19 protein-coding genes are annotated in these 21,965 nt (G+C 38.0%); 4 read left to right on the top strand and 15 right to left on the bottom strand.

From position 1 onward, the window contains the following. Window positions 1-96 precede the first annotated feature (96 nt). Window positions 97-1,329, top strand: a complete 1,233-nt coding sequence (gene pbp3 / locus BMX18_RS08480; protein ID WP_093816044.1) for a D-alanyl-D-alanine carboxypeptidase PBP3 — start codon at window positions 97-99, stop codon at window positions 1,327-1,329. A 69-nt stretch (window positions 1,330-1,398) separates the two neighbouring features. Here pbp3 and sufB read toward each other — a convergent pair whose 3' ends face one another. The 9 genes from sufB to BMX18_RS08435 form a co-directional block, all read right to left on the bottom strand. Then, window positions 1,399-2,817, bottom strand: a complete 1,419-nt coding sequence (gene sufB / locus BMX18_RS08475) for a Fe-S cluster assembly protein SufB (protein ID WP_074482843.1) — start codon at window positions 2,815-2,817, stop codon at window positions 1,399-1,401. A 4-nt stretch (window positions 2,818-2,821) separates the two neighbouring features. After that, window positions 2,822-3,268, bottom strand: a complete 447-nt coding sequence (gene sufU, locus BMX18_RS08470) for a Fe-S cluster assembly sulfur transfer protein SufU (protein WP_074565189.1) — start codon at window positions 3,266-3,268, stop codon at window positions 2,822-2,824. Next, entirely contained in the window at window positions 3,255-4,487 is a 1,233-nt protein-coding gene (locus BMX18_RS08465) for a cysteine desulfurase (RefSeq protein WP_074965537.1), read from the bottom strand. Before BMX18_RS08465 ends, sufU begins: the two co-directional genes overlap by 14 nt. Before the next feature lies 1 nt (window position 4,488). Continuing rightward, complete coding sequence (sufD, locus tag BMX18_RS08460; protein ID WP_014334313.1) at window positions 4,489-5,751, bottom strand: Fe-S cluster assembly protein SufD; 1,263 nt, start codon at window positions 5,749-5,751, stop codon at window positions 4,489-4,491. A gap of 74 nt (window positions 5,752-5,825) precedes the next feature. Next, window positions 5,826-6,596: a Fe-S cluster assembly ATPase SufC gene (sufC, locus tag BMX18_RS08455; RefSeq protein ID WP_074565193.1), complete on the bottom strand. Its 771-nt coding sequence runs from the start codon at window positions 6,594-6,596 to the stop codon at window positions 5,826-5,828. Between the two features lie 113 nt (window positions 6,597-6,709). Continuing rightward, a complete protein-coding gene (locus BMX18_RS08450; RefSeq protein WP_074561363.1) occupies window positions 6,710-7,873 on the bottom strand; it encodes a glycosyltransferase family 4 protein in 1,164 nt (387 codons plus the stop codon). 1 nt (window position 7,874) lies between these two features. Then, on the bottom strand, window positions 7,875-8,636 hold the full coding sequence (gene mecA, locus BMX18_RS08445) for an adaptor protein MecA (protein WP_074603782.1): 762 nt from the start codon (window positions 8,634-8,636) through the stop codon (window positions 7,875-7,877). Window positions 8,637-8,739: 103 nt separating this feature from the next. Beyond that, window positions 8,740-9,579 carry an undecaprenyl-diphosphate phosphatase gene (locus BMX18_RS08440; RefSeq protein ID WP_039696026.1) on the bottom strand — a complete coding sequence of 280 codons (840 nt, stop codon included), beginning with the start codon at window positions 9,577-9,579 and terminating at the stop codon, window positions 8,740-8,742. A 51-nt stretch (window positions 9,580-9,630) separates the two neighbouring features. Then, window positions 9,631-11,523 (bottom strand): DUF2207 domain-containing protein, encoded by a 1,893-nt coding sequence (locus BMX18_RS08435; RefSeq protein ID WP_180366650.1) that lies wholly within the window; start codon window positions 11,521-11,523, stop codon window positions 9,631-9,633. Between the two features lie 136 nt (window positions 11,524-11,659). Here BMX18_RS08435 and BMX18_RS08430 point away from each other — a divergent pair, with 136 nt between their 5' ends. From BMX18_RS08430 to BMX18_RS08420, 3 genes are all read left to right on the top strand, one after another. Further along, the gene (locus BMX18_RS08430; RefSeq protein ID WP_074965543.1) at window positions 11,660-13,231 is read left to right on the top strand and encodes an ABC transporter permease subunit; all 1,572 of its coding nucleotides are present in this window, start codon (window positions 11,660-11,662) and stop codon (window positions 13,229-13,231) included. Next, window positions 13,231-13,971 carry an amino acid ABC transporter ATP-binding protein gene (locus BMX18_RS08425; protein ID WP_039696023.1) on the top strand — a complete coding sequence of 247 codons (741 nt, stop codon included), beginning with the start codon at window positions 13,231-13,233 and terminating at the stop codon, window positions 13,969-13,971. The genes BMX18_RS08430 and BMX18_RS08425 overlap by 1 nt, the downstream gene beginning before the upstream one ends. 154 nt (window positions 13,972-14,125) lie before the next feature. After that, entirely contained in the window at window positions 14,126-14,245 is a 120-nt protein-coding gene (locus tag BMX18_RS08420; protein ID WP_093816040.1) for a putative metal homeostasis protein, read from the top strand. A gap of 88 nt (window positions 14,246-14,333) precedes the next feature. Here the strand turns inward: BMX18_RS08420 and BMX18_RS08415 are convergent, their stop codons facing one another. The 6 genes from BMX18_RS08415 to ilvD all read right to left on the bottom strand — a co-directional run bounded on the left by BMX18_RS08415 (window position 14,334) and on the right by ilvD (window position 21,866). Then, a complete protein-coding gene (locus BMX18_RS08415) occupies window positions 14,334-15,218 on the bottom strand; it encodes an SPFH domain-containing protein (RefSeq protein WP_074561367.1) in 885 nt (294 codons plus the stop codon). A gap of 161 nt (window positions 15,219-15,379) precedes the next feature. After that, window positions 15,380-16,630: a threonine ammonia-lyase IlvA gene (gene ilvA / locus BMX18_RS08410; protein ID WP_074561368.1), complete on the bottom strand. Its 1,251-nt coding sequence runs from the start codon at window positions 16,628-16,630 to the stop codon at window positions 15,380-15,382. 106 nt (window positions 16,631-16,736) lie between these two features. Next, window positions 16,737-17,759, bottom strand: coding sequence for a ketol-acid reductoisomerase (gene ilvC, locus BMX18_RS08405; protein WP_006530986.1), 1,023 nt, complete (start codon window positions 17,757-17,759; stop codon window positions 16,737-16,739). A 68-nt stretch (window positions 17,760-17,827) separates the two neighbouring features. After that, window positions 17,828-18,313 carry an acetolactate synthase small subunit gene (gene ilvN / locus BMX18_RS08400; RefSeq protein WP_074561369.1) on the bottom strand — a complete coding sequence of 162 codons (486 nt, stop codon included), beginning with the start codon at window positions 18,311-18,313 and terminating at the stop codon, window positions 17,828-17,830. Continuing rightward, window positions 18,306-20,009: an acetolactate synthase large subunit gene (locus BMX18_RS08395; RefSeq protein ID WP_093816036.1), complete on the bottom strand. Its 1,704-nt coding sequence runs from the start codon at window positions 20,007-20,009 to the stop codon at window positions 18,306-18,308. Before BMX18_RS08395 ends, ilvN begins: the two co-directional genes overlap by 8 nt. Window positions 20,010-20,144: 135 nt before the next feature. Continuing rightward, window positions 20,145-21,866, bottom strand: coding sequence for a dihydroxy-acid dehydratase (gene ilvD, locus BMX18_RS08390; protein ID WP_074603789.1), 1,722 nt, complete (start codon window positions 21,864-21,866; stop codon window positions 20,145-20,147). Window positions 21,867-21,965: the final 99 nt, after the last annotated feature.

Here is a 21,965-nt window from a genome sequence, read left to right as displayed (position 1 = left end):
TTTTCTGAATTTTTTGTCAGATTTTCTGACACACTGAAAGTAAGCGATTAATATGATATAATCATATTATCTAATTTTTTAACAAAGGATGGAACAATGAAGAAAGTTTTTGCTGTTTTGGCCCTACTCTTGGCCTTCATTGGAAACAAAGTTGCTGCTGATGATACCTTTGATGTAGCAGCTAAACACGCTATCGCTGTCGAAGCTTCTACTGGTAAAGTATTATATGAAAAAGATGCAACTACACCTGATGGTATTGCTTCAATGACAAAAATATTAACGGTTTACTTAACTTACAAAGAAATCGATAAAGGGAATCTAAGTTGGGATACTAAAGTTCCTATATCTGATTATGCTTATGATTTAACAGCTAATTCGGATGCTAGTAACGTTCCTATGGAAGCACGCGAATATACTGTGGAGCAATTAGTTAATGCTGCCATGGTAGCTAGTGCTAATAGTGCTGCGATTGCCCTTGCAGAAAAAATCGGCGGTACCGAAAGTAAGTTTGTTGATATGATGCAAACTCAACTCCAAGAATGGGGAATCAATGATGCTAAATTATTTAATGCTTCTGGTCTTAACAATAGTTACCTAGGTGATAACATTTACCCAGGTTCTAGTTCAACTGATGAAAATACCCTAAGCGCTCGTGATGTTGCCATCATTGCCCAACACTTAATCACCGAGTACCCAGATGTGCTTAAAATTAGTAACCAAACAACTGCTGACTTTGATGGTTCTACAATGAACACTTATAATTACATGCTCAAAGGAATGCCTTACGAACGTGATGGTGTTGATGGTCTAAAAACCGGTACAACTGAACTTGCTGGTGCTTCATTTGTTGCGACTTCTACAGAAAACGGCATGCGCATTATCTCTGTTGTTATGAATGCAGATAATTGGCAAGAAGATGAATTTGCCCGATTTAAAGCTACGAATGATCTTCTTGAATATGTTAAATCGCATTATGAAATGACTACTCTTGTTGATGCTGGCGAATCAACTAAAAATAGCAAAGCAAAAGTTATCGATGGAAAAGAAAAGACTGTACCTGCAGTTGCTTCTCAAGAATTAAAGGTTGTTCATCGTATTGGTACTGATGCTTCAGCAACATTCTCAACAAAATCTAAAGGATACGAAGCTACTATTAATAAAGGTGATAAAGTTGGTTCTTTCATTTATGATGATAAACAAATCGTCGGAACTGGCTATCTAGACTCTAAACCAAGCGTACCAGCACTTGCTAAGAAAGAGGTAAAAAAAAGCATTTTTCTTAAAGTCTGGTGGAACCACTTCGTCACTTACGTTAACGAAAAACTATAAAAACTACCATTACTTTTCCTATTATATATAGAAAAAAAGAGACAAGTTTAAAAACTTGTCTCTTTTAAGTTATCCAACAGAACCTTCCATTTCATAACTAATCAAACGGTTAAGTTCAACCGCGTATTCCATTGGGAGTTCTTTTGTAAATGGTTCTACAAATCCCATGACAATCATCTCTGTTGCTTCTTGTTCAGAAAGACCACGACTCATAAGATAATAGAGTTGTTCTTCTGAGATTTTTGAAACTTTAGCTTCATGTTCAAGCGCAACTTGTGAATTGTGAATTTCGTTAAATGGAATGGTATCAGAACTTGAAATATCATCCATCAAAATCGTATCACATTCAATGTGACTCACTGATTTTTTAGAATTTTTATTAAAAGTCACTTGACCACGATAGTCAACTTTTCCGCCACCTTTAGCAATTGATTTTGAAACAATTGATGATGAGGTATGTGGTGCATTGTGAATCATCTTAGCACCTGTATCTTGATGTTGACCTTTATTAGCAAAGGCAATTGAGAGCATTGTCCCACGCGCACCTTCGCCATCAAGATAAACAGATGGATACTTCATTGTTGTTTTGGCACCAAGGTTACCATCAATCCATTCTACCGTAGCATTTTTCTTAGCCGTGGCACGTTTAGTTACCAAGTTATAGACATTATCTGACCAGTTCTGAATAGTAGAATAACGCATGTAACTACCTTCAAGAGCAAAGATTTCAACAATGGCTGCATGAAGACTAGCTGATGAGTAGTTTGGTGCTGTACATCCCTCAACGTAGTGAACACTTGCCCCCTCATCAACAATAATCAAAGTACGTTCAAATTGTCCCATCGCTTCGTTGTTAATACGGAAATAAGTTTGCAAAGGAATATCAACTTTGACACCTTTTGGGACGTAAATGAAGGTACCACCTGACCAGAAAGCTGAGTTTAAAGCAGCTAACTTGTTATCTGTTGGTGGGACTAATTTAGAGAAATATTTTTTGAAAAGCTCTGGGTATTCTTTCAAAGCAGAATCTGTATCGGTGAACACGATTCCTAGCTTATCATACTCATCTTTCATGTTGTGGTAAACCACTTCAGATTCATACTGAGCTGAAGCACCAGCGAGATAAGCTCGTTCGGCTTCTGGAATCCCGATACGTTCAAAAGTTTCTTTGATTTTATCTGGAACATCATCCCATGAGCGGGCAGGTTTATCAGATGCTTTTTGATAGTAAGTAATCTCATCAAAATCAATATCTGACAAATCTGGTCCCCAATCTTGCATTGGCATTTTGTTAAAAATTTCCAATGATTTCAAGCGAAATTCCAGCATCCATTCTGGCTCACCTTTTTCAGCAGATAATTCACGAACAACATCTTCACTGATTCCTTTTCCTGTTGAAAAGACTGGTGTCACGTCATCGTGGAAGCCATATTGATACTCACCAATATCAATTGGTTTTGGCGTTACTTTTTCATTTTTTTCAGGCATCTAATTACCTTTCTGTATTTTTACTATCGTTTTCAATAGCTTTTTTCAGGGCATTCCATGCAAGAGTTGAACATTTTATACGTTGTGGAAATTTTGAAACTCCTGCCAAGAAACTTGCCTCACCGAGTCTTTTTTGGGCGTCATCTCTTTCACCTTGAACCATTTTTGAAAAAATCTCAGCTAGTTCAAGAGCTTCTTCTTTCGTCTTGCCAACAACAGCATCAGTCATCATACTTGATGAAGCTGTTGAAATGGTACAACCATCACCAGCAAAAGCGATATCAGAAATGCGATCACCATCAAATTTCACTGATAATGAAATCACATCACCACAAGTTGGATTATTAAGATTAACTTGATCAACATCTTCTAATTTTCCATGATGGTGAGGATTTTTTGAGTGATCTGAAACAACTGCCATATAAAGACTATCTAATCTAGAAAGTGCCATTGAAAAACTCCTTTGTTTTAAGAATTGCTTCTATTAGTTTATCACAATCTTCTTTCGTATTATAGATATAAAAACTTGCGCGCACTGCCGAATGAATTCCAAGATAATTAATCAAAGGTTGTGCACAGTGATGTCCTGCTCGCACAGCAACACCTTCATAATCAAGTGCTGTTGCCACATCATGTGGATGCAATCCATCAATATTAAATGAAATGACTCCCATGTGCTGACTAGGGTCTTGTGGACCGTAAACTGTTACTCCTTCGATGGCTTGTAGTTTAGGTAAAATATAATCAACCAGTTCTTGCTCATGCGCATGAACATTATCTAAACCAAGATCATCCAAATACTCAATAGCCGCGCCTAAAGCAATAGCACCAGCAATATTTGGTGTCCCGGCTTCGAATTTCCAAGGCAATTCTGTCCAAGTGGCTTCTTGTTCGTAAACGAAGTCGATCATTTCCCCACCAAACTCAACTGGTGACATTTGATTGAGCAATTCTTCTTTACCATAAAGCACACCAATGCCTGTTGGTCCAAGCATTTTATGTCCTGAGAAAGCAAAGAAATCACAATCCAAATCTTGAACGTCGATTGTCATATGAGGAGCAGACTGTGCACCGTCAACCACCATATAAGCACCAACTTCATGAGCTAATTTGGCAATTTCTTTAACAGGTTGCACTGAGCCTAGAACATTTGAAACATGGGCAATGCTTACAAATTTTGTTTTACTTGAAAGTTTGCTGCGCAAATCTTCCATATCCAGCTGACCATCTTTTAAATAAACATAAACCAATTTTGCACCAGTCTTATGGCAAACTTGTTGCCAAGGAACGACATTCGCATGATGTTCTAAAACTGAAATAAGCACTTCATCGTCTTTTTGAAGAACTTCTTGGGCAAACTGCGCAACCCAGTTAAGTCCAGTTGTTGTTCCACGTGTAAATAACACTTCTTTTGTTGACTTAGCATTAATGAACTGACGTGCTTTTTCACGACTGGCTTCATAAGCAGCTGTTGCACGTTCAGCAAGGGTATGAACACCGCGGTGCACATTGGCATTGATAGTATGATAATACTGATTGAGCGCATCAAGTACTTTTTGTGGTTTCTGAGTTGTTGCCGCATTGTCTAGATAAACCAGAGGTTCATCATTGACAACTTGGTCAAGTATAGTAAAGTCTTGAGCGATTTTATGAGCGTCTAATTTTGTCATATTAGCGTTGCTCCAACTTGCTATCAAGTACAGCAATCATTTCATCACGCACTTCTTTGACAGGAATTTCAGTGATAACAGTCCCTAAGAAACCACGAATAACTAGGCGTTCTGCTGTTTCCTTGTCAATACCACGACTCATGAGATAATACATATCTTCTGGGTCAACTTGTCCGATTGAAGCGGCGTGACCAGCTGTCACATCATTTTCATCAATCAATAGGATTGGGTTGGCATCTGAACGAGCTTTGTCTGAAAGCATCAGAACACGACTTTCTTGTTGAGCGTCCGCTCCCTTAGCACCTTTTACAATGTGACCAACACCATTAAAAGTCAATGTTCCGCGTTCAAGAATGACACCGTGTTGTAAAATGTGTCCGACTGAATGGCAACCGTAGTTTGTCACGCGCGTATCCACACCTTGAACTTGACGGCCAGATGAAGCAGCAACCACTTTAAGATTAGCTTGGCTACCATCTCCGTACAAGTCTGAATCAAAATCAGCAATCACATTGCCTTCATTCATGATGCCGATTGCCCAGTCCACCACAGCATCTTTACCATGATGAGCACGACGGCTAATATAAGTTGTCACGTTATTTCCAAGACGGTCGATAGCAGAAAACTTCACTTGACTGCCATCTAAAGCAATAACTTCAACAGAGATGTTTGCTGTTGCTTTAGCATCGCCTTCACCGATTGATTCAAAACGTTCTAGATAACTGATGTGACTATTTTTTCCTACAATAATAAGGACGTGTTTATTAAATGGAACATCACTAGCCTTATCTTGGAAAAAGAGACCTTCGATTGGCTCTTCAATGTCCACATTATCTGGAACATAAAGCACAGCAGCACTGTTAAAGTAAGCTGTATGATAAGCAGCTAACTTGTCTTCCAAGTCACCACGCGCTTTACCAAAATATTTTTCAATCACTTCTGGAATTTCTTCCAAAGCGCTATAAAAATCTGTAAAAATAACACCTTTTGACATCAAGTCAACAGGTAATTGTTCAAGGACAGTTTGTGTTCCAACCTGAACAAGTTTTGGATTATCTCCAAGTGCTGTAAAATCAGGGACATTAGCCAAAGCCACATCCTCTGAAATACTTCCATCACCCAAGTTCCAACGGTGAAATTTTACACGGTTGACTTCTGGTAATGGCAATTTATCTATATGATCAAAAGCAGCTAAGCGTCGCTCTTGCAACCACAAAGGTTCTGCTTTTGCTTGTGAAAAATTTAAAACTGATTCTTTCGTCATAATTTGATGTTTACTCCTTTTTATATCCAACATACGAGTATCATCTACTATAATAGTAGACTTGACATCATCAATTACACTTCTTCTTCGTATTTAATTCCAAGTTCTTCGGCAATTTTCGCATAACCTTCTTTTTCAAGACGAGCAGCAAGTTCTGCACCACCTGTAAGAACAACACGACCATCCATCATAATATGAACAACATCTGGTGTGATGTAGTTAAGAAGTCGTTGATAGTGAGTGATAATCATTGCTCCAAAGTCATTTCCACGCATAGCATTAACACCTTTTGAAACAACTTTCAAAGCATCGATATCAAGACCTGAATCGATTTCATCAAGAAGAGCAAATTTAGGTTCAAGCATCAACAATTGAAGAATTTCATTACGTTTTTTCTCACCACCTGAGAAACCTTCGTTAAGGTAACGTTCTGCCATTTCTTCTTTCATGCCAAGAAATTCCATCTTTTCATCCAATTTTGTGATAAAATCCATAACAGAAATTTTTTCGTCATCTTCTTTTCCAGCATTCATAGCTGCACGAATAAATTCAGCATTTGTAATACCAGGAATTTCAGATGGGTATTGCATAGCAAGGAATAAACCAAGGCGAGCACGTTCATCGACTTCAAGGTCAAGAATATTCTCACCATCTAGCAAAATTTCACCCTGAGTAACCTCGTAATTTGGATTACCCATGATAGCAGCTGAAAGCGTTGATTTACCAGTTCCGTTAGGACCCATAATCGCAGCAATCTCTCCAGTCTTAAGGGTTAAATTGACACCCTTAAGAATTTCTTTATCTTCAATTGAAACATGAAGATCTTTTATTTCAAGTACAGACATGTGTACGTTCCTCCAATTTATCAAATGCGGCAGTAACTTTTTTCTGAAAATTACCGCAGTTCTATAGGGTTACTAATCATTATATCAAAAAAAAGCCATAATAGGCTTTCCATTTACTTATTATTTTTGCGATTTTTCCATTTTAACATTGTCGCTTGGCGATAATCGCTATTTCCGATAAATTTAAGGGTATCGAAAAGTGGTGTTCGACCAACGCCCCAAATTTCAAGTCCTTCAATAAAGACTTCTAAGGCAAAGGCTAAACCAATCATCAAAAGGACACCACCTAAACGGCTTGAAACATTTAGCAAGAGTGCGATAAGTGAGAAAAGAATCGCAATTCCATAAACGACCAAAACAGCTCCACGGTGTGTAAACCCCATAGCTAACAAACGGTGATGCAAATGCATCTTGTCTGCTTCTGTCGCTGGACGCCCTGATAATTTACGGCGAATAATCGCAACAGTTGTATCCAAAATTGGAACACCAAGAATAATAACTGGTGTCACCACCGCAACAGCAGTCGAATTTTTCAACCCTTGAAGAGATAACACACCAATCATAAATCCTATGAAAAGAGCTCCGGTATCTCCCAAGTATATAATAGCTGGATTGTAATTATAAGGGAAAAATCCTGCAATACAAGCAATCAATAATAAGATTGTCAAAGTCAAGTAAAAGTCGGTCTGTGGCAAGAAGAAATAAGATACCAAAGCCATTGTAATCAAGCTAATGATAGAAACACCACTCACCAGACCATCTAAGCCATCAATCAAATTCATGGCGTTTGTAATTGAAATAATCCAAAAAACCGTCAAAAAGAAAGTGACTACTGAATTGAATTGCAATAATGGTCCGCCGAAAGGAATTTTAAAACTATCAAAACGGAAATCCGTAAAGGCCCAAACAATGACAGCTCCTAAAATAATCCCTGCCATTTTTGTTTTTGGCTTCAATTCATAAATATCATCGATAAAACCAGTCGCTGTAATGATAAATCCACCAATAACAACTGGCAAAATATAATCAAAATAAGAAATCGTCCAAATCGGCTGTTTCAAAACCATTGGCATAAAAATCAAAGATGACATTAAAAAGGCTAAGAAAATCGCCAACCCACCACTACTTGGCATTGGGACTTCATTAACACGACGAGCATTTGGATTGTCAACGGCACCAACACGAAAAGCAATAAAACGAACAATTGGCGTCAAGAAAAGTGATAATAAAAACGCGCCAATTAAAACTAAAACATATTCAATTGTAAAGGGTGCCATACTATACCAACTCAATCATTTTTAATTTTTCGACGGCATCATCCGTCAATAATTCAACCGCATGCTCTTGTAAATAAGCACGAGTTTTTGTACCAGCGCCAGCGTATTCTAACATACGGGCATACATCAAATTTGCATAATAAGATGGGTGATTTTGCAAATCAATGAGAACTGTCATGTAGTAAGCCCCATCCATCTTATAAAGTTCTGAAGCTTCAACTGGAAAATCAATAGCCTTAGCAAAAGCAACAGTAGCTTCTAAGCTTGGAAAATCCAAGACATAGTGAACATAATCTGATGGATTCACATCTTCTTCCGGTTCAGTCTCAGCTTGTTGGGCATGTTCTGTCAGAACATCTTCAACAGCACCTTCCATCATTTCTTCAATCTTACCTAATTTTTCGTGAGCTTCCGTGTCGCCTTTAGACAACATTGTCTGCTCTAAAGTCTTGAAAAATTCCTCAGGTGACATGTTTGAAACATCATCAAAAGCTGCTAAATCTTCAAAGTTTATATCTTTATTGATTTCAGATTTGGTAACAAAGACATCAATGCGGTCTTTACGTGGTGTCACACGGAAGCTAAGCATGCCGCTATCTTTGAAATTATCTGGTAAATCCAATTCATCCATTACTGAATAGAAGAACTCTTCTGTCTTTTCTTGTGGAATCAAGAAGTCTTTCAACTCCATTCCGCGTTCTTCTAAATCTTCCATACTAATCGTTATTTTTAGCGTTGTCTCGCTAATCTGTTTCATTTCCATACTATATACCTCGCACGAGTAGTCATTTTATTATACAAGAAAAGTCTTATTTTTTCAATTTTTACGTCACAAAAAGCAGCCCTGACAAGGGCTGCTGGCTTTTTTAAAAGATAAATTTGGCAATGCTATATAGAATAAGAATTGTTCCCAAAACGATACGATATTTACCAAAAATAGTGAAATCGTGTTTCTTAACATAATCAGTCAAGAAGCGGATAACGTATAGACTGACAAGGAAAGCTGTAACGCTTGCCACCATCAAAATCAAGAATTGGCTAAAGTTTAGAACATTTCCGTCTAAGAAGAACTTAACAGCTTTCAAACCACTGTAACCAAACATAGTTGGAATAGCAAGGAAGAAAGTGAAGTCAGCTGCAACTGAACGACTTGTTCCCACAATGATGGCTCCAAGGATTGTTGCTCCTGAACGACTTGTTCCTGGAACGATACTTAGAACTTGGAAGCATCCAATCCAAAAGGCTGTCAAATAAGGCATGCGAGCAAGATCAGTCACTTCAGGTTCAATATTAGCATTTCGTTTTTCAATCCAGATAAATGCAATCCCGTAAACAATTAAGGCAATTGCGATTGGAATCATGTAGTTGAAGTGTGCTTCAAACCAATCATCAAAAGGTACTGCAATTAAAATTGATGGAATACATGCAATAACAACTTTTAACCATAGCTGCCATGTCAACTGAACTTCACGCGCTGTTTTTCCTGGCTGGAATGGATTCAAACGTTTAAAGTAAATCACAATAACCGCTAGGATAGCTCCCAATTGAATGACAATGTTAAACATGTCCAAAAACGCTTTATCTTGATTCAATTTAATAAATTCTTGAACCAAAATCAGGTGTCCTGTACTTGAAACAGGTAACCACTCTGTAATTCCCTCAACTACCCCTAAAAAGATAGCCTTAAGTAGTTCGAAAAATAACATAAGCTCTCCTTAATTTAATATCCCCTCAATTATAGCAGATTTGAAAGCATTTTAAAATGCTCCGCCGCCTCCGCCTCCGCCACCACCGGAGAATCCACCACTAGAGCCTGAACTACCAGATGATACAGAGAAATGCGCAGCTGAATCAGCACTTTGACTAGCCATTCCCAAACGATGAGTTTGCATGCCAATAAGGTAGCCAATTTCAGGATTCATCATAAAGTCTGATTCGCTAGCAAGTTTAATGTTATGAATTTTAAGGAATTTTTGAACTTGTTTGGCATAGCCGAACAGAGTCGCATAAACCAAGATACGATTCCAGACGACAACACCTTGCCAATCAACCTTATCAAATTTGTTAATGTCTCGCATCATATTAGTAAAGCTAACCCAAGCTTGAATACGTTGTTGTCCTTCAGCAGTTATCATACCATGAACTTTGTAATAATGAGATTTAACCATGATAATGACCAAACTCAAAACAACCAAAGCTAACAAAAGACCATAAGCAAGAAAAACTAGATTTAGATTAAACAAAAGATAGATTAACCCAATACCAACAGGTATCAAGGTAAGGAATAGGAGACCTTTTGCATATTCAAATTTCTTAGCGATACCATCACTTAAGTTCTCACGAATTTCTGGTAAAGCTTTTTGTGAAATTTCTTGATTAACTAAGTCAGTAATTTGTTCAAGTTTAGCAAGATAGCGATCATTGAAAGCTTCACCAAGACTGTTTAATTTTGTTTCTAAAGTATGACCTTTGTATTTCTTCTTATAGTTATCTACCAAATCATCATCAAAACGATAATCTGCAAACAAGTCTTCAATTTTTATGGTCTCTTTTCTACCAAATGCCATATCAATTACTTCTGCTTCATAGCTTGTCATTGGCTTATCCAGATGACAAGTTAATTCCTCATCGCTTGCAGTAATCACATGACGATCAATCAAATCAAGCAAAGTCGCCTGCATGGCAGTTTCAAATTTAAATTTTTGTGAAATTGGACTTCCTTTGGTATCTGTATCTTGCAAATCAACATCATAGATATACTGCATGATTAGCAAAGGTGACCAATCTTCTGGCGCTTCATAAGAACGACTATCATGACTAAATTTTTCATATTTCTTAGCCAATCTTTTACCTGTAATAAAGAAAATCCAAGCCAAAACAATCAAAATAATAACAAGAGCTGGCACAAGATAGAACAAAAGTACTTTGAGCAGCTGACTTCTACGAGCAATTTTAGCTTCTTGCTTGATAATAGCTGCTTTACGTTTACTTGTAATGGGTGCAGGATTCGTCAAAATATCTTTATCCCAGTAAGCGTGCAACTCTAACTTTCCATCAACATTTTCAGCCGTAATTCGATAACCATCAGGTAATTTTTCAACATTTACCGATTTCAAGTAACCTCTATGAGCCCAAAGTTTGCGATTAGCAGTTGTTTTATCTGTTAAGACTGTAAAAGTAACATGGCGCAATGTTTCATCCCAGTCACTAATCGGTACCCAATTAAGCTCTGCGACATCTTGATAAGGAAATAGTAAATGCGATAGTTTCCAGTGTAGCTTAACAGTCACTACATCTCCACTATAACCAGAATTATAAATTTTTACCTGATAACCATCACCAAGATCGCTTACCACAGACCGAACAATTTTATCGGCTCCATTAACTTCAGCAGAAACTTCTGGCTGATTATTAACCGAAAATCCTTCTGGCATGTGACCGGCTTCTCCCAAAGTCACCACCTGCCCATTGTACGAGGAATCAAATCGATAAGTAATAGTCTGATAAAAATCAGCAGCATTATCATCATGTATCGCTAAAACACCATCATAATTTCTGATACTATAGTCAACATCGCTATCAGCAAAAACTGGAACTGATAATCCTAAAACAGTAGCGATTGCTAGTAAAAATATTCTTAATTTTTTCATGATCTCCTACTCCTTTCTTATATCCCTATTTTATCATAATATATTGTATAAATATTCTATTTTTGGGTCTATCGTGTTGAAATCAGACCCTATTTCCTGTAAAATAGTAAGGTACAAGAATAGACAGGAGTCTTAAATGAAAAAGTTACTTTTAAGTTGTTTCGCAGCCCTTCTTCTTCTCTTTGGAGGAATGACTAGCGCAAACGCTGACGAATATCTTCGTGTCGGTATGGAAGCAGCCTATGCCCCATTTAACTGGACACAAGATGATGATTCTAATGGAGCTGTTCCTATCGAAGGAACTAGCCAGTATGCTAACGGATACGATGTCCAAATAGCTAAGAAAATAGCAGACAGCTTAGGCAAGGAACTCCTCGTTGTCAAAACTACTTGGACAGGATTAATTCCAGCACTTACTTCCGGAAAGATTGACATGATTGCTGCCGGAATGAGTCCTACCGCTGAACGTAAGAAAGAAATTGCATTCTCAGATAGTTACTATACAAGCTACCCAGTTATCGTTGTTTCTAAAAAAGGTGACTTTGCACAAGCTACATCACTTAAAGATTTTGCTGGTGCAAAATTAACATCTCAACAAGGTGTCTACCTTTACAACTTGATTGACCAAATCAAAGGCGCTTCAAAAGAAACTGCTATGGGTGACTTCAACCAAATGCGTCAAGCACTTGAATCTGGTATTATTGATGGTTATGTTTCTGAACGTCCTGATGCTATCTCTGCTGAAAATGCAAATAGCGACTTCAAGATGATTGCTTTTGAAGATGGCAAAGGTTTTGCGACATCTAAAGCAGACACAGCCATTGCCGTTGGTCTTCGTAAAGATGACACTGACACACTTGCTAAAGTAAATGCCGTTTTAGCTGGCATCTCTGATAATGACCGTTTGCAACTCATGGATGACATGATTGAAAAACAACCAGCTGACAAGTCTGAAAAAGATCAAAAGAGTAATTTCTTCACTGATATGTGGGGAATCTTCGAGAAAAACTGGAACCAATTTCTACGTGGTGCGGGAGTTACACTTCTCATCTCTATCATCGGTACAGTTGTTGGTCTCTTTATCGGTCTTTTGATTGGTGTTTACCGCACAGCTCCAAAAGCTGCCAATAAATTCCTTGCTGGTCTTCAAAAAGTATTTGGTTGGTTACTTAGCGTTTATATCGAAATCTTCCGTGGTACACCGATGATTGTACAAGCAATGGTTATCTACTACGGTACTGCTCAAGCCTTTGGTATTTCAATCGACCGAACTCTTGCAGCCATCTTTATTGTTTCAATCAATACTGGTGCTTACATGAGTGAAATCGTTCGCGGTGGTATCTTTGCTGTTGATAAAGGTCAATTCGAAGCTGCTACAGCACTTGGATTTACACACGGTCAAACAATGCGCAAAATCGTTCTTCCACAAGTTGTCCGCAACATCTTGCCAGCAACTGGTAACGAATTTGTCATCAACATCAAAGATACTTCAGTATTGAATGTTATCTCAGTTGTCGAACTTTACTTCTCAGGTAATACCGTTGCAACTCAAACATATCAATACTTCCAAACATTTACAATTATCGCTATTATCTACTTTGTTCTCACCTTTACAGTGACACGCATCTTGCGCTTTATCGAACGTCGTTTCGATGCGGACACTTACACAACTGGTGCTAACCAAAACCAAACGAAAGAGGTGAAATAATGTCTCAACCTATTATTGAAATTAAACACCTTAAAAAATCTTATGGACAAAATGAGGTCCTAAAAGATATTTCACTTTCTGTAAATAAAGGTGAAGTTATTTCTATCATTGGTTCATCAGGTTCAGGGAAATCAACATTCCTCCGCTCTATCAATCTTTTAGAAGATCCAACTGCTGGAGAAATTCTTTTCCACGGACAAAACGTTCTTGAAAAAGATTATAACTTGACAGAATACCGTGAAAAACTTGGCATGGTTTTCCAATCATTTAACCTTTTTGAAAACTTAAACGTTCTTGAAAATGCCATTGTTGCTCAAACAACTGTTTTGAAACGTTCTCGAAGCGAAGCTGAAAAAATCGCTAAAGAAAACCTTACAAAAGTTGGTATGACTGAGCAATACTGGAAAGCTAAACCAAAACAACTTTCTGGTGGTCAAAAACAACGTGTGGCTATCGCACGCGCCTTGTCAGTTAACCCAGAAGCAATGCTCTTTGACGAACCAACTTCTGCCCTTGACCCAGAAATGGTCGGTGAAGTTCTTAAAACAATGCAAGAACTCGCTAAATCAGGTTTAACAATGATTATCGTCACTCACGAAATGGAATTCGCTAGAGATGTTTCAGACCGTGTCATCTTCATGGATAAAGGTGTTATCGCTGAAGAAGGTACACCTGAACAAATCTTCGAACACCCACAACAAGAACGTACAAAAGAGTTCTTACAACGTTTCTTGAAATAATCACTCAAAACAACCTTTCCTTTTTGGGAAGGTTGTTTTTTTATGCCAAAATGCTAATTTTAAGCCAAATTACAGTAAATACTTTACCGGTTAAGTATTTTGTGCTATACTACTTCATGTTAACGTTAATAAATCTATATTTAAGGAGGTTGGTATGGCTGAAAAAAATGATTTAGCATCTGCATATCGCAGACTTAAAAGTCCCAATATCAAAACACGGAAACGTGCTCTGAAAATAATCCATGAATATAAACGGTATAAAAGAAACATGTAACTCCTATTTCAATCCCTAACAAAATGCCAGACAAAAAGTCCCTATTGCAATTCCTTCCGTCTGCAATAGGGACTTTTTTTAGTTTTAACTATTTAGCTTTCAATGATGACAAAATTTGTGTGCGAATATCTTCAATACCTTCTGGATGATTTGGTAAGAACAATGTTTGATTGCCTTTAGCCGCAAAAGTATTTAAGGTATCAAGATATTGGTTAGTTAATAGAATAGACATGATTTGTTCTTCAGTCATGCCAACATTGGCATCTTTTAATTCTTGAATTGACTCAGCTAGACCATCGACAATCGCTTTACGTTGTTGAGCAATACCGACACCATGAAGACGATCTTTTTCAGCTTCAGCTTCTGCAGCTGTTACAATTTTAATTTTATCCGCATTAGCCAACTCTTGAGCAGCTACACGTTTACGTTGCGCAGCATTGATTTCATTCATTGATTGTTTAACTTCAGCATCCGGCTCAACTTTAGTAATCAATGTTTTAACAATAATGTAGCCGTAAGTTGACATTTCTTCAGCCACTTGATGTTGCACTTCAAGAGCAATTTCATCTTTTTTCTCAAATAATTCATCCAAAGTCAATTTAGGAACAGATGAACGAAGAGCATCTTCAATGTATGATTTGATTTGAGCTTCAGGACGCATGAGTTTGTAATAAGCATCTGTCACATTTTGTTCATTCACACGGTATTGTGTGGCAACATTCAAAGTCACAAAAACATTGTCTTTAGTCTTTGTTTCCACAACAATTTCAGATTGCAACAAACGTAATTGAATTCGCGCAGCAATTTTATCAATACCAAATGGCAATCGAACATGAATCCCACTACCAGATGTTGTTTGATACTTCCCAAAACGTTCAATAATAACAACCGTTTGTTGACGTACCACGTAAAGTGTACTAGCAATAACACCCAAAATAAGTAAGGCAATAATTGCCAAAAGAACTAAAAACATAAAAATCTCCTTTTGTACTTAAAACTTAATACAATTATATTTTATTTCTTTAAAAAGTCAAGTAAAAATAAAGCAAAAACCTAGTCAAACTGTAAGGTTCAACTAGGCTTGCTTGTCAATATAATAATAATTTTAAGAGAGAACAGAAGTTTACTTTAGCATCAAACTAATAGATTATAGAGGCTTTCATTCCCGTGTAAATTGATGTATGAAGGATCAAAACCAGACAAACGATCGATAAAATCATTGTAGTCATTTTTATCACCTAGTGTAATACCGATGAGAACAGGGCCTGTGCCTTTATTCGCACGTTTAATGTATTCAAAACGTGTAATGTCATCGTTTGGACCAAGAATGTTGTTGACAAATTCACGTAGGGCACCTGGACGTTGTGGGAAGTTAACCACAAAATAATGTTTCACTCCATCATAGATAAGGGCACGTTCTTCCATCTCTTGCATACGATTGATATCATTATTACCACCAGAAATGATACAAACGACAGTTTTCCCTTTAATCTCATCTTTCATCACTTCAAGAGCTGCAATTGAAGAAGCTCCCGCAGGCTCAGCAATAATCCCTTGTTTTGAATACATGTCGATAAGTGTTTCAGAAATCAAGCCTTCATCAACACCAACTAATTTATCCACATGTTTACGAGCAACTTCAAAGGTTTTTTCACCGACTTTTTGAACGGCAATCCCATCAGCAAATTTATCGATTTCTTCCAATTTAACAGGATGACCTTTGTCAAAAGCAGCACGCATGCTACGAGCACCTGAGGCTTCGACTCCAACTACTTGGATTTCTGGAGCTACATCTTTAATGTATGTGGCAACTCCTGCAATCAAACCACCACCACCAACTGGCACAAAGATTTGATCAAAAGTTACACCTTCTTCTTGAGCTTGTTCATAAATCTCGTAAGCTACCGTTCCTTGACCAGCCTGCACATTTTCATCATCAAAAGGATCGATAAAAGTCATTCCTTCTGATTTTGTAAAATCTTGTGCTGCTTGAGCTGATGCATCAAAAGTATCTCCAACAAGCTTAATCGTCACATAAGGGCCACCAAAAAATCTCACTTGCCCAATTTTTTGTTGCGGAGTTGTTACTGGCATAAAAATTGTTGCTGGAATCTTCATTTCATGACACGTAAAGGCAACACCTTGAGCGTGGTTACCAGCTGAAGCACATACTACACCACGTTTTTTTTCATCCTCTGATAATTGGTGAATAGCATAGTAGGCTCCACGAATTTTGAAAGAACGGACCTTCTGCATGTTTTCACGTTTAAGATAAACAGTTGCACCATATTTTTCCGACAAATAGCGGTCAAAATCTAGGGGTGTACGCTCAACAACATCTTTCAAGACGTCATAGGCGTCAACAACATCCTTAGCTAAGATCATAAACTACCTCTTCTAATATCTAAATATTTTATATGACAAATTGCTGATTAATAGATAAAAAACCGATGACAAACATCGGCCTTTTATAAGTGGATTTCTTCAAAAATTAGTTATAAATTTTGAATGCATCGTCATCGTTTTGGTTAACAAAAGGCATTGCTTTACGAAGTTCAGCACCCACTTTTTCAATTTCAAGAGCTGCAGCTTCTTTACGGTATGCTTCAAGTTTTGGACGACCTGCTTGGTAGTCGTTAACAAAGTCTTCAGCGAATTTACCTGATTGGATATCAGCAAGAACAGCTTTCATATTTTCTTTAACATCTTTAGTGATAACACGTGGTCCAGATACGTAGTCACCAAATTCAGCTGTATTTGAAATTGATTGACGCATTTTCTTGAATCCACCTTCGTAGATAAGGTCAACGATAAGTTTCATTTCATGAAGAACTTCAAAGTAAGCCAATTCTGGAGCATAGCCAGCTTCAGTAAGAACTTCAAAACCAGCTTCGATAAGAGCAGTTAAACCACCACAAAGTACTGCTTGTTCACCAAAGAGGTCTTCTTCAGTTTCTTCTTTAAATGTTGTTTCAAGAAGTCCAACACGTGCAGCACCGATACCTTTAGACCAATCCATTGCGATGTCTTTAGCATTACCAGTAGCATCTTGGTAAACAGCGTAAAGTGCTGGTACACCAAATCCTTCTGTGTATGTACGACGAACAAGGTGACCTGGTCCTTTAGGAGCACACATGAAGACATCTACTGTTTCTGGAGCTTTAATGTATCCAAAACGGATATTGAAACCATGTGCAAATCCAAGAGCGTTACCAGCTTCAAGGTTTGGAGCGATTTCTTCAGCATAAAGTTTAGCTTGGATTTCATCAGGAGCCAATACCATGATAACATCAGCAAGTTTTGTTGCTTCTGCTACTTCATAAGTATCAAATCCATCTTCTTTTGCTTTATCGAATGATTTACCATGGCGAACCCCAATGATAACATCGTGACCTGAGTCACGCAAGTTTTGAGCATGAGCATGACCTTGTGATCCATAACCAATAACGGCAATTTTTTTACCATCAAGAGCTGCTACTTTTACGTCTTTTTCGTATTCCATTGTTACTGCCATAATAAATATCTCTTTTCTATTTTTATTTTAACTGCCTGGCCAGGCAACTGTTAACTAAATTAATTGTTTTAACAAGAAAAATCTCTTGAGAATCCTGTCGCACCTGTGCGAGCAAGATTCTGAATACCATAAGGTTTGACAACACGAAGCAAAGCATCGATTTTATCGCCATCACCAGTTACCTGAATAGTAATTGATTTTGGTGCCACATCAACAACGCTTGCACGAAACGGTTGAATAACCGCTAAAATCTCGGCACGTTTGCTTGTTGGTGCTGTCAATTTAACTAAAATCACTTCACGTTCCAAATGTGGAATATCCGTGATATCACGAACGCGAAGCACATCAATCAAACGGTTCAATTGTTTGATGATTTGTTCAACTTCTTCCAAACTCTCAACATCGATAATAATCGTAATTCGAGAGACATTTTCTTCCATTGTTTGTCCAACTGAAATAGACTCAATGTTAACTTGTCGACGTGAGAGGACGCCTGTGAAACGATTAAGAACACCTGTTGAATTTTGAAGCTTTGCTGTCAACATTCTACGCATTAAACTTCACCCCCAACATTTCACTATTTGATTTACCTGATGGAACCATTGGATAAACATGTTCACGATTAGAAATCGCAACCTCAATTAACATTGGTTTATTCTCAGTGATGACTTTCAAGTCCTCTTCCAGTGTCTTCGGATCAGTAAATTTGTGGTGAGCAATGCCGTAGGCTTCTGCCATCATTTGGAAGTTTGGCTCATCATCAAAAGTTGACTCACTGCGATGTTCATCGTAGAAAGATTCTTGCCATTGACGAACCATACCAAGTGAATGATTGTTAATCAGAACCACTTTAATCGGAACACCGTAACCATTTAGCAATGCTAACTCTTGGTTTGTCATTTGGAAACCACCATCACCGACAAAGAGAATAACTTCTTTATCTGGATTCGCTAACTTAGCACCGATAGCAGCTGGAATTCCGAATCCCATTGTTCCAAGACCACCAGATGTAATTAATTGACGCTCATTTTTATATGGATAAAATTGAGCTGCCCACATTTGGTGTTGGCCGACGTCTGTAACCACGATAGCATCGCCATCTGTTACTTTACCAATTGTAGCAATGGCATGTTGTGGTTTGATAACTGCTTCATCAAAGTCATAGCTAAACGGCGCTTTAGCTTTATTAGCAAGAACTGATTCTGTCCAATCATCGTGACGTGTTTTAACTTCATCTTCTTCTAGAAGAATCTGTAGTGTACGCTTGGCATCGCCAACGATTGGAATTTGTGTCTTGACGACTTTTCCGATTTCCGCAGGATCAATATCCACATGAGCAACCACTGCTTTTTTAGCAAAAGTAGCTGGATTACCAGTCAAACGATCTGCAAAACGCGACCCGAAGTTAATCATAAAGTCACATTGTGTCAAAGCCATATTTGACGCATATGAACCGTGCATACCACCCATTCCCAGAGAAAGGGGATGATTAATTGGCATAACACCCAAACTCAACAAGGTTGAAACAACAGGAATATTATAACGTTCTGCAAAAGCAATTAACTCCTTAGAGGCCCCTGAGTAGTTAACACCACCACCAGCGATAATCAATGGACGTTTTGCCTTTTTCAACTGAGTCAAAATTTTCTTGACCTGTAAAACATTTGGTTCCAAAGTTGGTTGGTAACTTGGAAGATCAACAGTAGGATCATTATAAACTGTTGTTTTAGCAGCCGAAATATTTTTCGGAAGGTCAATAACAACTGGACCAGGTCGACCTGTTGTTGCAATATGAACAGCTTCTGTCACAATGCGTGGCACATCTGCAACATCACGAATCTGATAATTGTATTTTGTGATTGGCATTGTGATACCAATAATATCAGCTTCTTGGAAAGCATCTTTACCAATACCAGACATTCCGACTTGACCAGTAAAGATAAGCATTGGAACGCTGTCGCTCATACCATCTGCAATCCCAGTAATGGCATTCGTCGCACCAGGACCACTTGTTACAATAGCAACACCAAGTTTACCAGTTGATTTGGCATAACCTTCGGCTTCATGAAGGGCACCTTGCTCATGACGAGCCAAAATATGACGAATACCATCAAAATTATAAATAGCGTCATACAGTGGCAGAACGGCTCCACCTGGGTAGCCAAAAATCGTATCAATCCCCAGACTAGCCAAGGTTTCCAATAATAATTCCGATCCATTCTTGGATTCTTTTAATCTAATCTGTTTCACAAAGTCCTCCTTTTCATGTAAATTCCGAATTATCTAAAAATTCTAACAGCTTGTTACTATAATAACATTTAAAAAAAATAAAGCAAGAGAAAGTGAACAAATATTTTGAGCACTTTCAAAAATATTTAATCTGCCTTATTCATTTTCTTGTTTTTCACGTTCTGCTTTACGTTCTTCAAACTCTTCTTGAGTCATCATTGAACCACCAAAGTTCGCAGATGACGCAAATGCAGTGTAACGACGCAACCAACCGCTAGAAATTTTTGACTTAAATGGTTTCAAGTGTTTGCGACGTTCTTCCAATGTCGCATCATCTACAAGCAAATCAATAGTACGATTTGTCAAATCAATATAGATTTCATCACCATCTTCGATGAGAGCAATATTCCCACCCTCTGCAGCTTCTGGTGACACATGACCAATAGCGATACCACGTGTTGCCCCAGAGAAACGACCATCTGTGATAAGAGCAACATCTTTACCAAGACCACGTCCAACAATCTTAGAAGTTGGCGCAAGCATTTCTGGCATACCTGGTCCACCTTGAGGGCCTTCATAGCGAATAACGACCACATGCCCTTTTTTAACAGTACCATTATCAATCAATTCAAGAGCTTCATCTTGTGAATCACAGCAAATCGCTTTACCACGGAATGTTTTAACAGAAGGATCAACACCACCAACTTTAATAACAGCTCCATCTTGTGCGATATTACCGTAAAGAACTGACAAACCACCCACTGGAGAAATTGGATGTTCAATTGGGTGAATGATTTCTTCATTCTTAATTTCTGCACCAGCTACATTTTCTTTCAAAGTCTTACCAGTAACTGTAATACGATCACCCTTGATAGTACCTTTTTTAATCAATTGATTAATAATAGCTGAGATACCACCTGCTTCTTGGACATCGTGCATAGTATAAACACTTGATGGTGCAATTTTAGACAAATATGGCGTCTTCTTAGCAATTTCATTGATATCTGTTAAATTGTAATCGATACCCGCTTCACGTGCGATAGCAAGCGTATGAAGAACGGTATTGGTAGAACCACCCATAGCCATATCAAGAGCAAAAGCATCATCAATAGCTTCTTTAGTGATAATGTCTCTTGGACGCAAGTTATTTTTAACATTGTCCATCAAATGTTTAGCAGCTTGACGAACCAATTCACGACGTTGATCAGATACCGCAAGAACAGTACCATTTCCAGGAAGAGCAAGACCTAGCACTTCCATAAGAGAGTTCATCGAATTAGCTGTAAACATCCCCGCACAAGAACCACAAGTTGGACAAGCATTTTGCTCCAAATAATCCAATTCTTTCTTAGACATATCACCAGCTTGATAAGTTCCGACAGCTTCAAAAAGGCTTGACAAAGTTGCCTGATGACCTGTCATATCAATACCGCCCTTCATCGGACCACCTGAACAAAAGACTGCAGGAACATTGGTACGAAGTGCAGCTAAAATCATACCTGGTGTAATTTTGTCACAGTTTGGAATATAGAAAACACCGTCAAACCAATGCGCATTAATGACTGTTTCAGCAGCATCCGCAATGATTTCACGAGATGGAAGGCTATAACGCATCCCAATATGCCCCATAGCAATTCCGTCGTCTACCCCAATGGTATTGAATTCAAAAGGAATACCACCCATTTCACGGATAGCTTCCTTGGCGACATCTGCCAACTCACGCAAATGAACATGCCCAGGAACAATATCAATGTAAGAATTACAAATTGCGATAAATGGTTTTTGCATGTCTTTAGCAGATTTTACTTGCCCGGTTGCATAAAGAAGACCACGGGCTGGTGCTTTATCCACACCTACCTTAATCATGTCACTTCTCATCTGTTTTCTCCTATCAATTAAATCTTACACACCATGTTAACACTTTAAAAAATAAAGTCAAGACAATTTTCAGAAAATTTTGTTAGTTAACAATTTTCT

This window comes from Streptococcus sp. 45 (assembly GCF_900108865.1).
Classification (GTDB): Bacteria; Bacillota; Bacilli; order Lactobacillales; family Streptococcaceae; genus Streptococcus; species Streptococcus ruminicola.
Note: the sequence above shows the minus strand (reverse complement) of the source record. Positions and strands in the feature narration are given on the sequence as shown.

Bases quoted from the DNA above. Each gene is read 5' to 3' on its own strand.
- pbp3 (WP_093816044.1), top strand. From the start codon at position 97: ATGAAGAAAGTTTTTGCTGTTTTGGCCCTACTCTTGGCCTTCATTGGA.
- sufB (WP_074482843.1), bottom strand. From the start codon at position 2,817: ATGCCTGAAAAAAATGAAAAAGTAACGCCAAAACCAATTGATATTGGT.
- sufU (WP_074565189.1), bottom strand. From the start codon at position 3,268: ATGGCACTTTCTAGATTAGATAGTCTTTATATGGCAGTTGTTTCAGAT.
- BMX18_RS08465 (WP_074965537.1), bottom strand. From the start codon at position 4,487: ATGACAAAATTAGACGCTCATAAAATCGCTCAAGACTTTACTATACTT.
- sufD (WP_014334313.1), bottom strand. From the start codon at position 5,751: ATGACGAAAGAATCAGTTTTAAATTTTTCACAAGCAAAAGCAGAACCT.
- sufC (WP_074565193.1), bottom strand. From the start codon at position 6,596: ATGTCTGTACTTGAAATAAAAGATCTTCATGTTTCAATTGAAGATAAA.
- BMX18_RS08450 (WP_074561363.1), bottom strand. From the start codon at position 7,873: ATGGCACCCTTTACAATTGAATATGTTTTAGTTTTAATTGGCGCGTTT.
- mecA (WP_074603782.1), bottom strand. From the start codon at position 8,636: ATGGAAATGAAACAGATTAGCGAGACAACGCTAAAAATAACGATTAGT.
- BMX18_RS08440 (WP_039696026.1), bottom strand. From the start codon at position 9,579: ATGTTATTTTTCGAACTACTTAAGGCTATCTTTTTAGGGGTAGTTGAG.
- BMX18_RS08435 (WP_180366650.1), bottom strand. From the start codon at position 11,523: ATGAAAAAATTAAGAATATTTTTACTAGCAATCGCTACTGTTTTAGGA.
- BMX18_RS08430 (WP_074965543.1), top strand. From the start codon at position 11,660: ATGAAAAAGTTACTTTTAAGTTGTTTCGCAGCCCTTCTTCTTCTCTTT.
- BMX18_RS08425 (WP_039696023.1), top strand. From the start codon at position 13,231: ATGTCTCAACCTATTATTGAAATTAAACACCTTAAAAAATCTTATGGA.
- BMX18_RS08420 (WP_093816040.1), top strand. From the start codon at position 14,126: ATGGCTGAAAAAAATGATTTAGCATCTGCATATCGCAGACTTAAAAGT.
- BMX18_RS08415 (WP_074561367.1), bottom strand. From the start codon at position 15,218: ATGTTTTTAGTTCTTTTGGCAATTATTGCCTTACTTATTTTGGGTGTT.
- ilvA (WP_074561368.1), bottom strand. From the start codon at position 16,630: ATGATCTTAGCTAAGGATGTTGTTGACGCCTATGACGTCTTGAAAGAT.
- ilvC (WP_006530986.1), bottom strand. From the start codon at position 17,759: ATGGCAGTAACAATGGAATACGAAAAAGACGTAAAAGTAGCAGCTCTT.
- ilvN (WP_074561369.1), bottom strand. From the start codon at position 18,313: ATGCGTAGAATGTTGACAGCAAAGCTTCAAAATTCAACAGGTGTTCTT.
- ilvD (WP_074603789.1), bottom strand. From the start codon at position 21,866: ATGAGAAGTGACATGATTAAGGTAGGTGTGGATAAAGCACCAGCCCGT.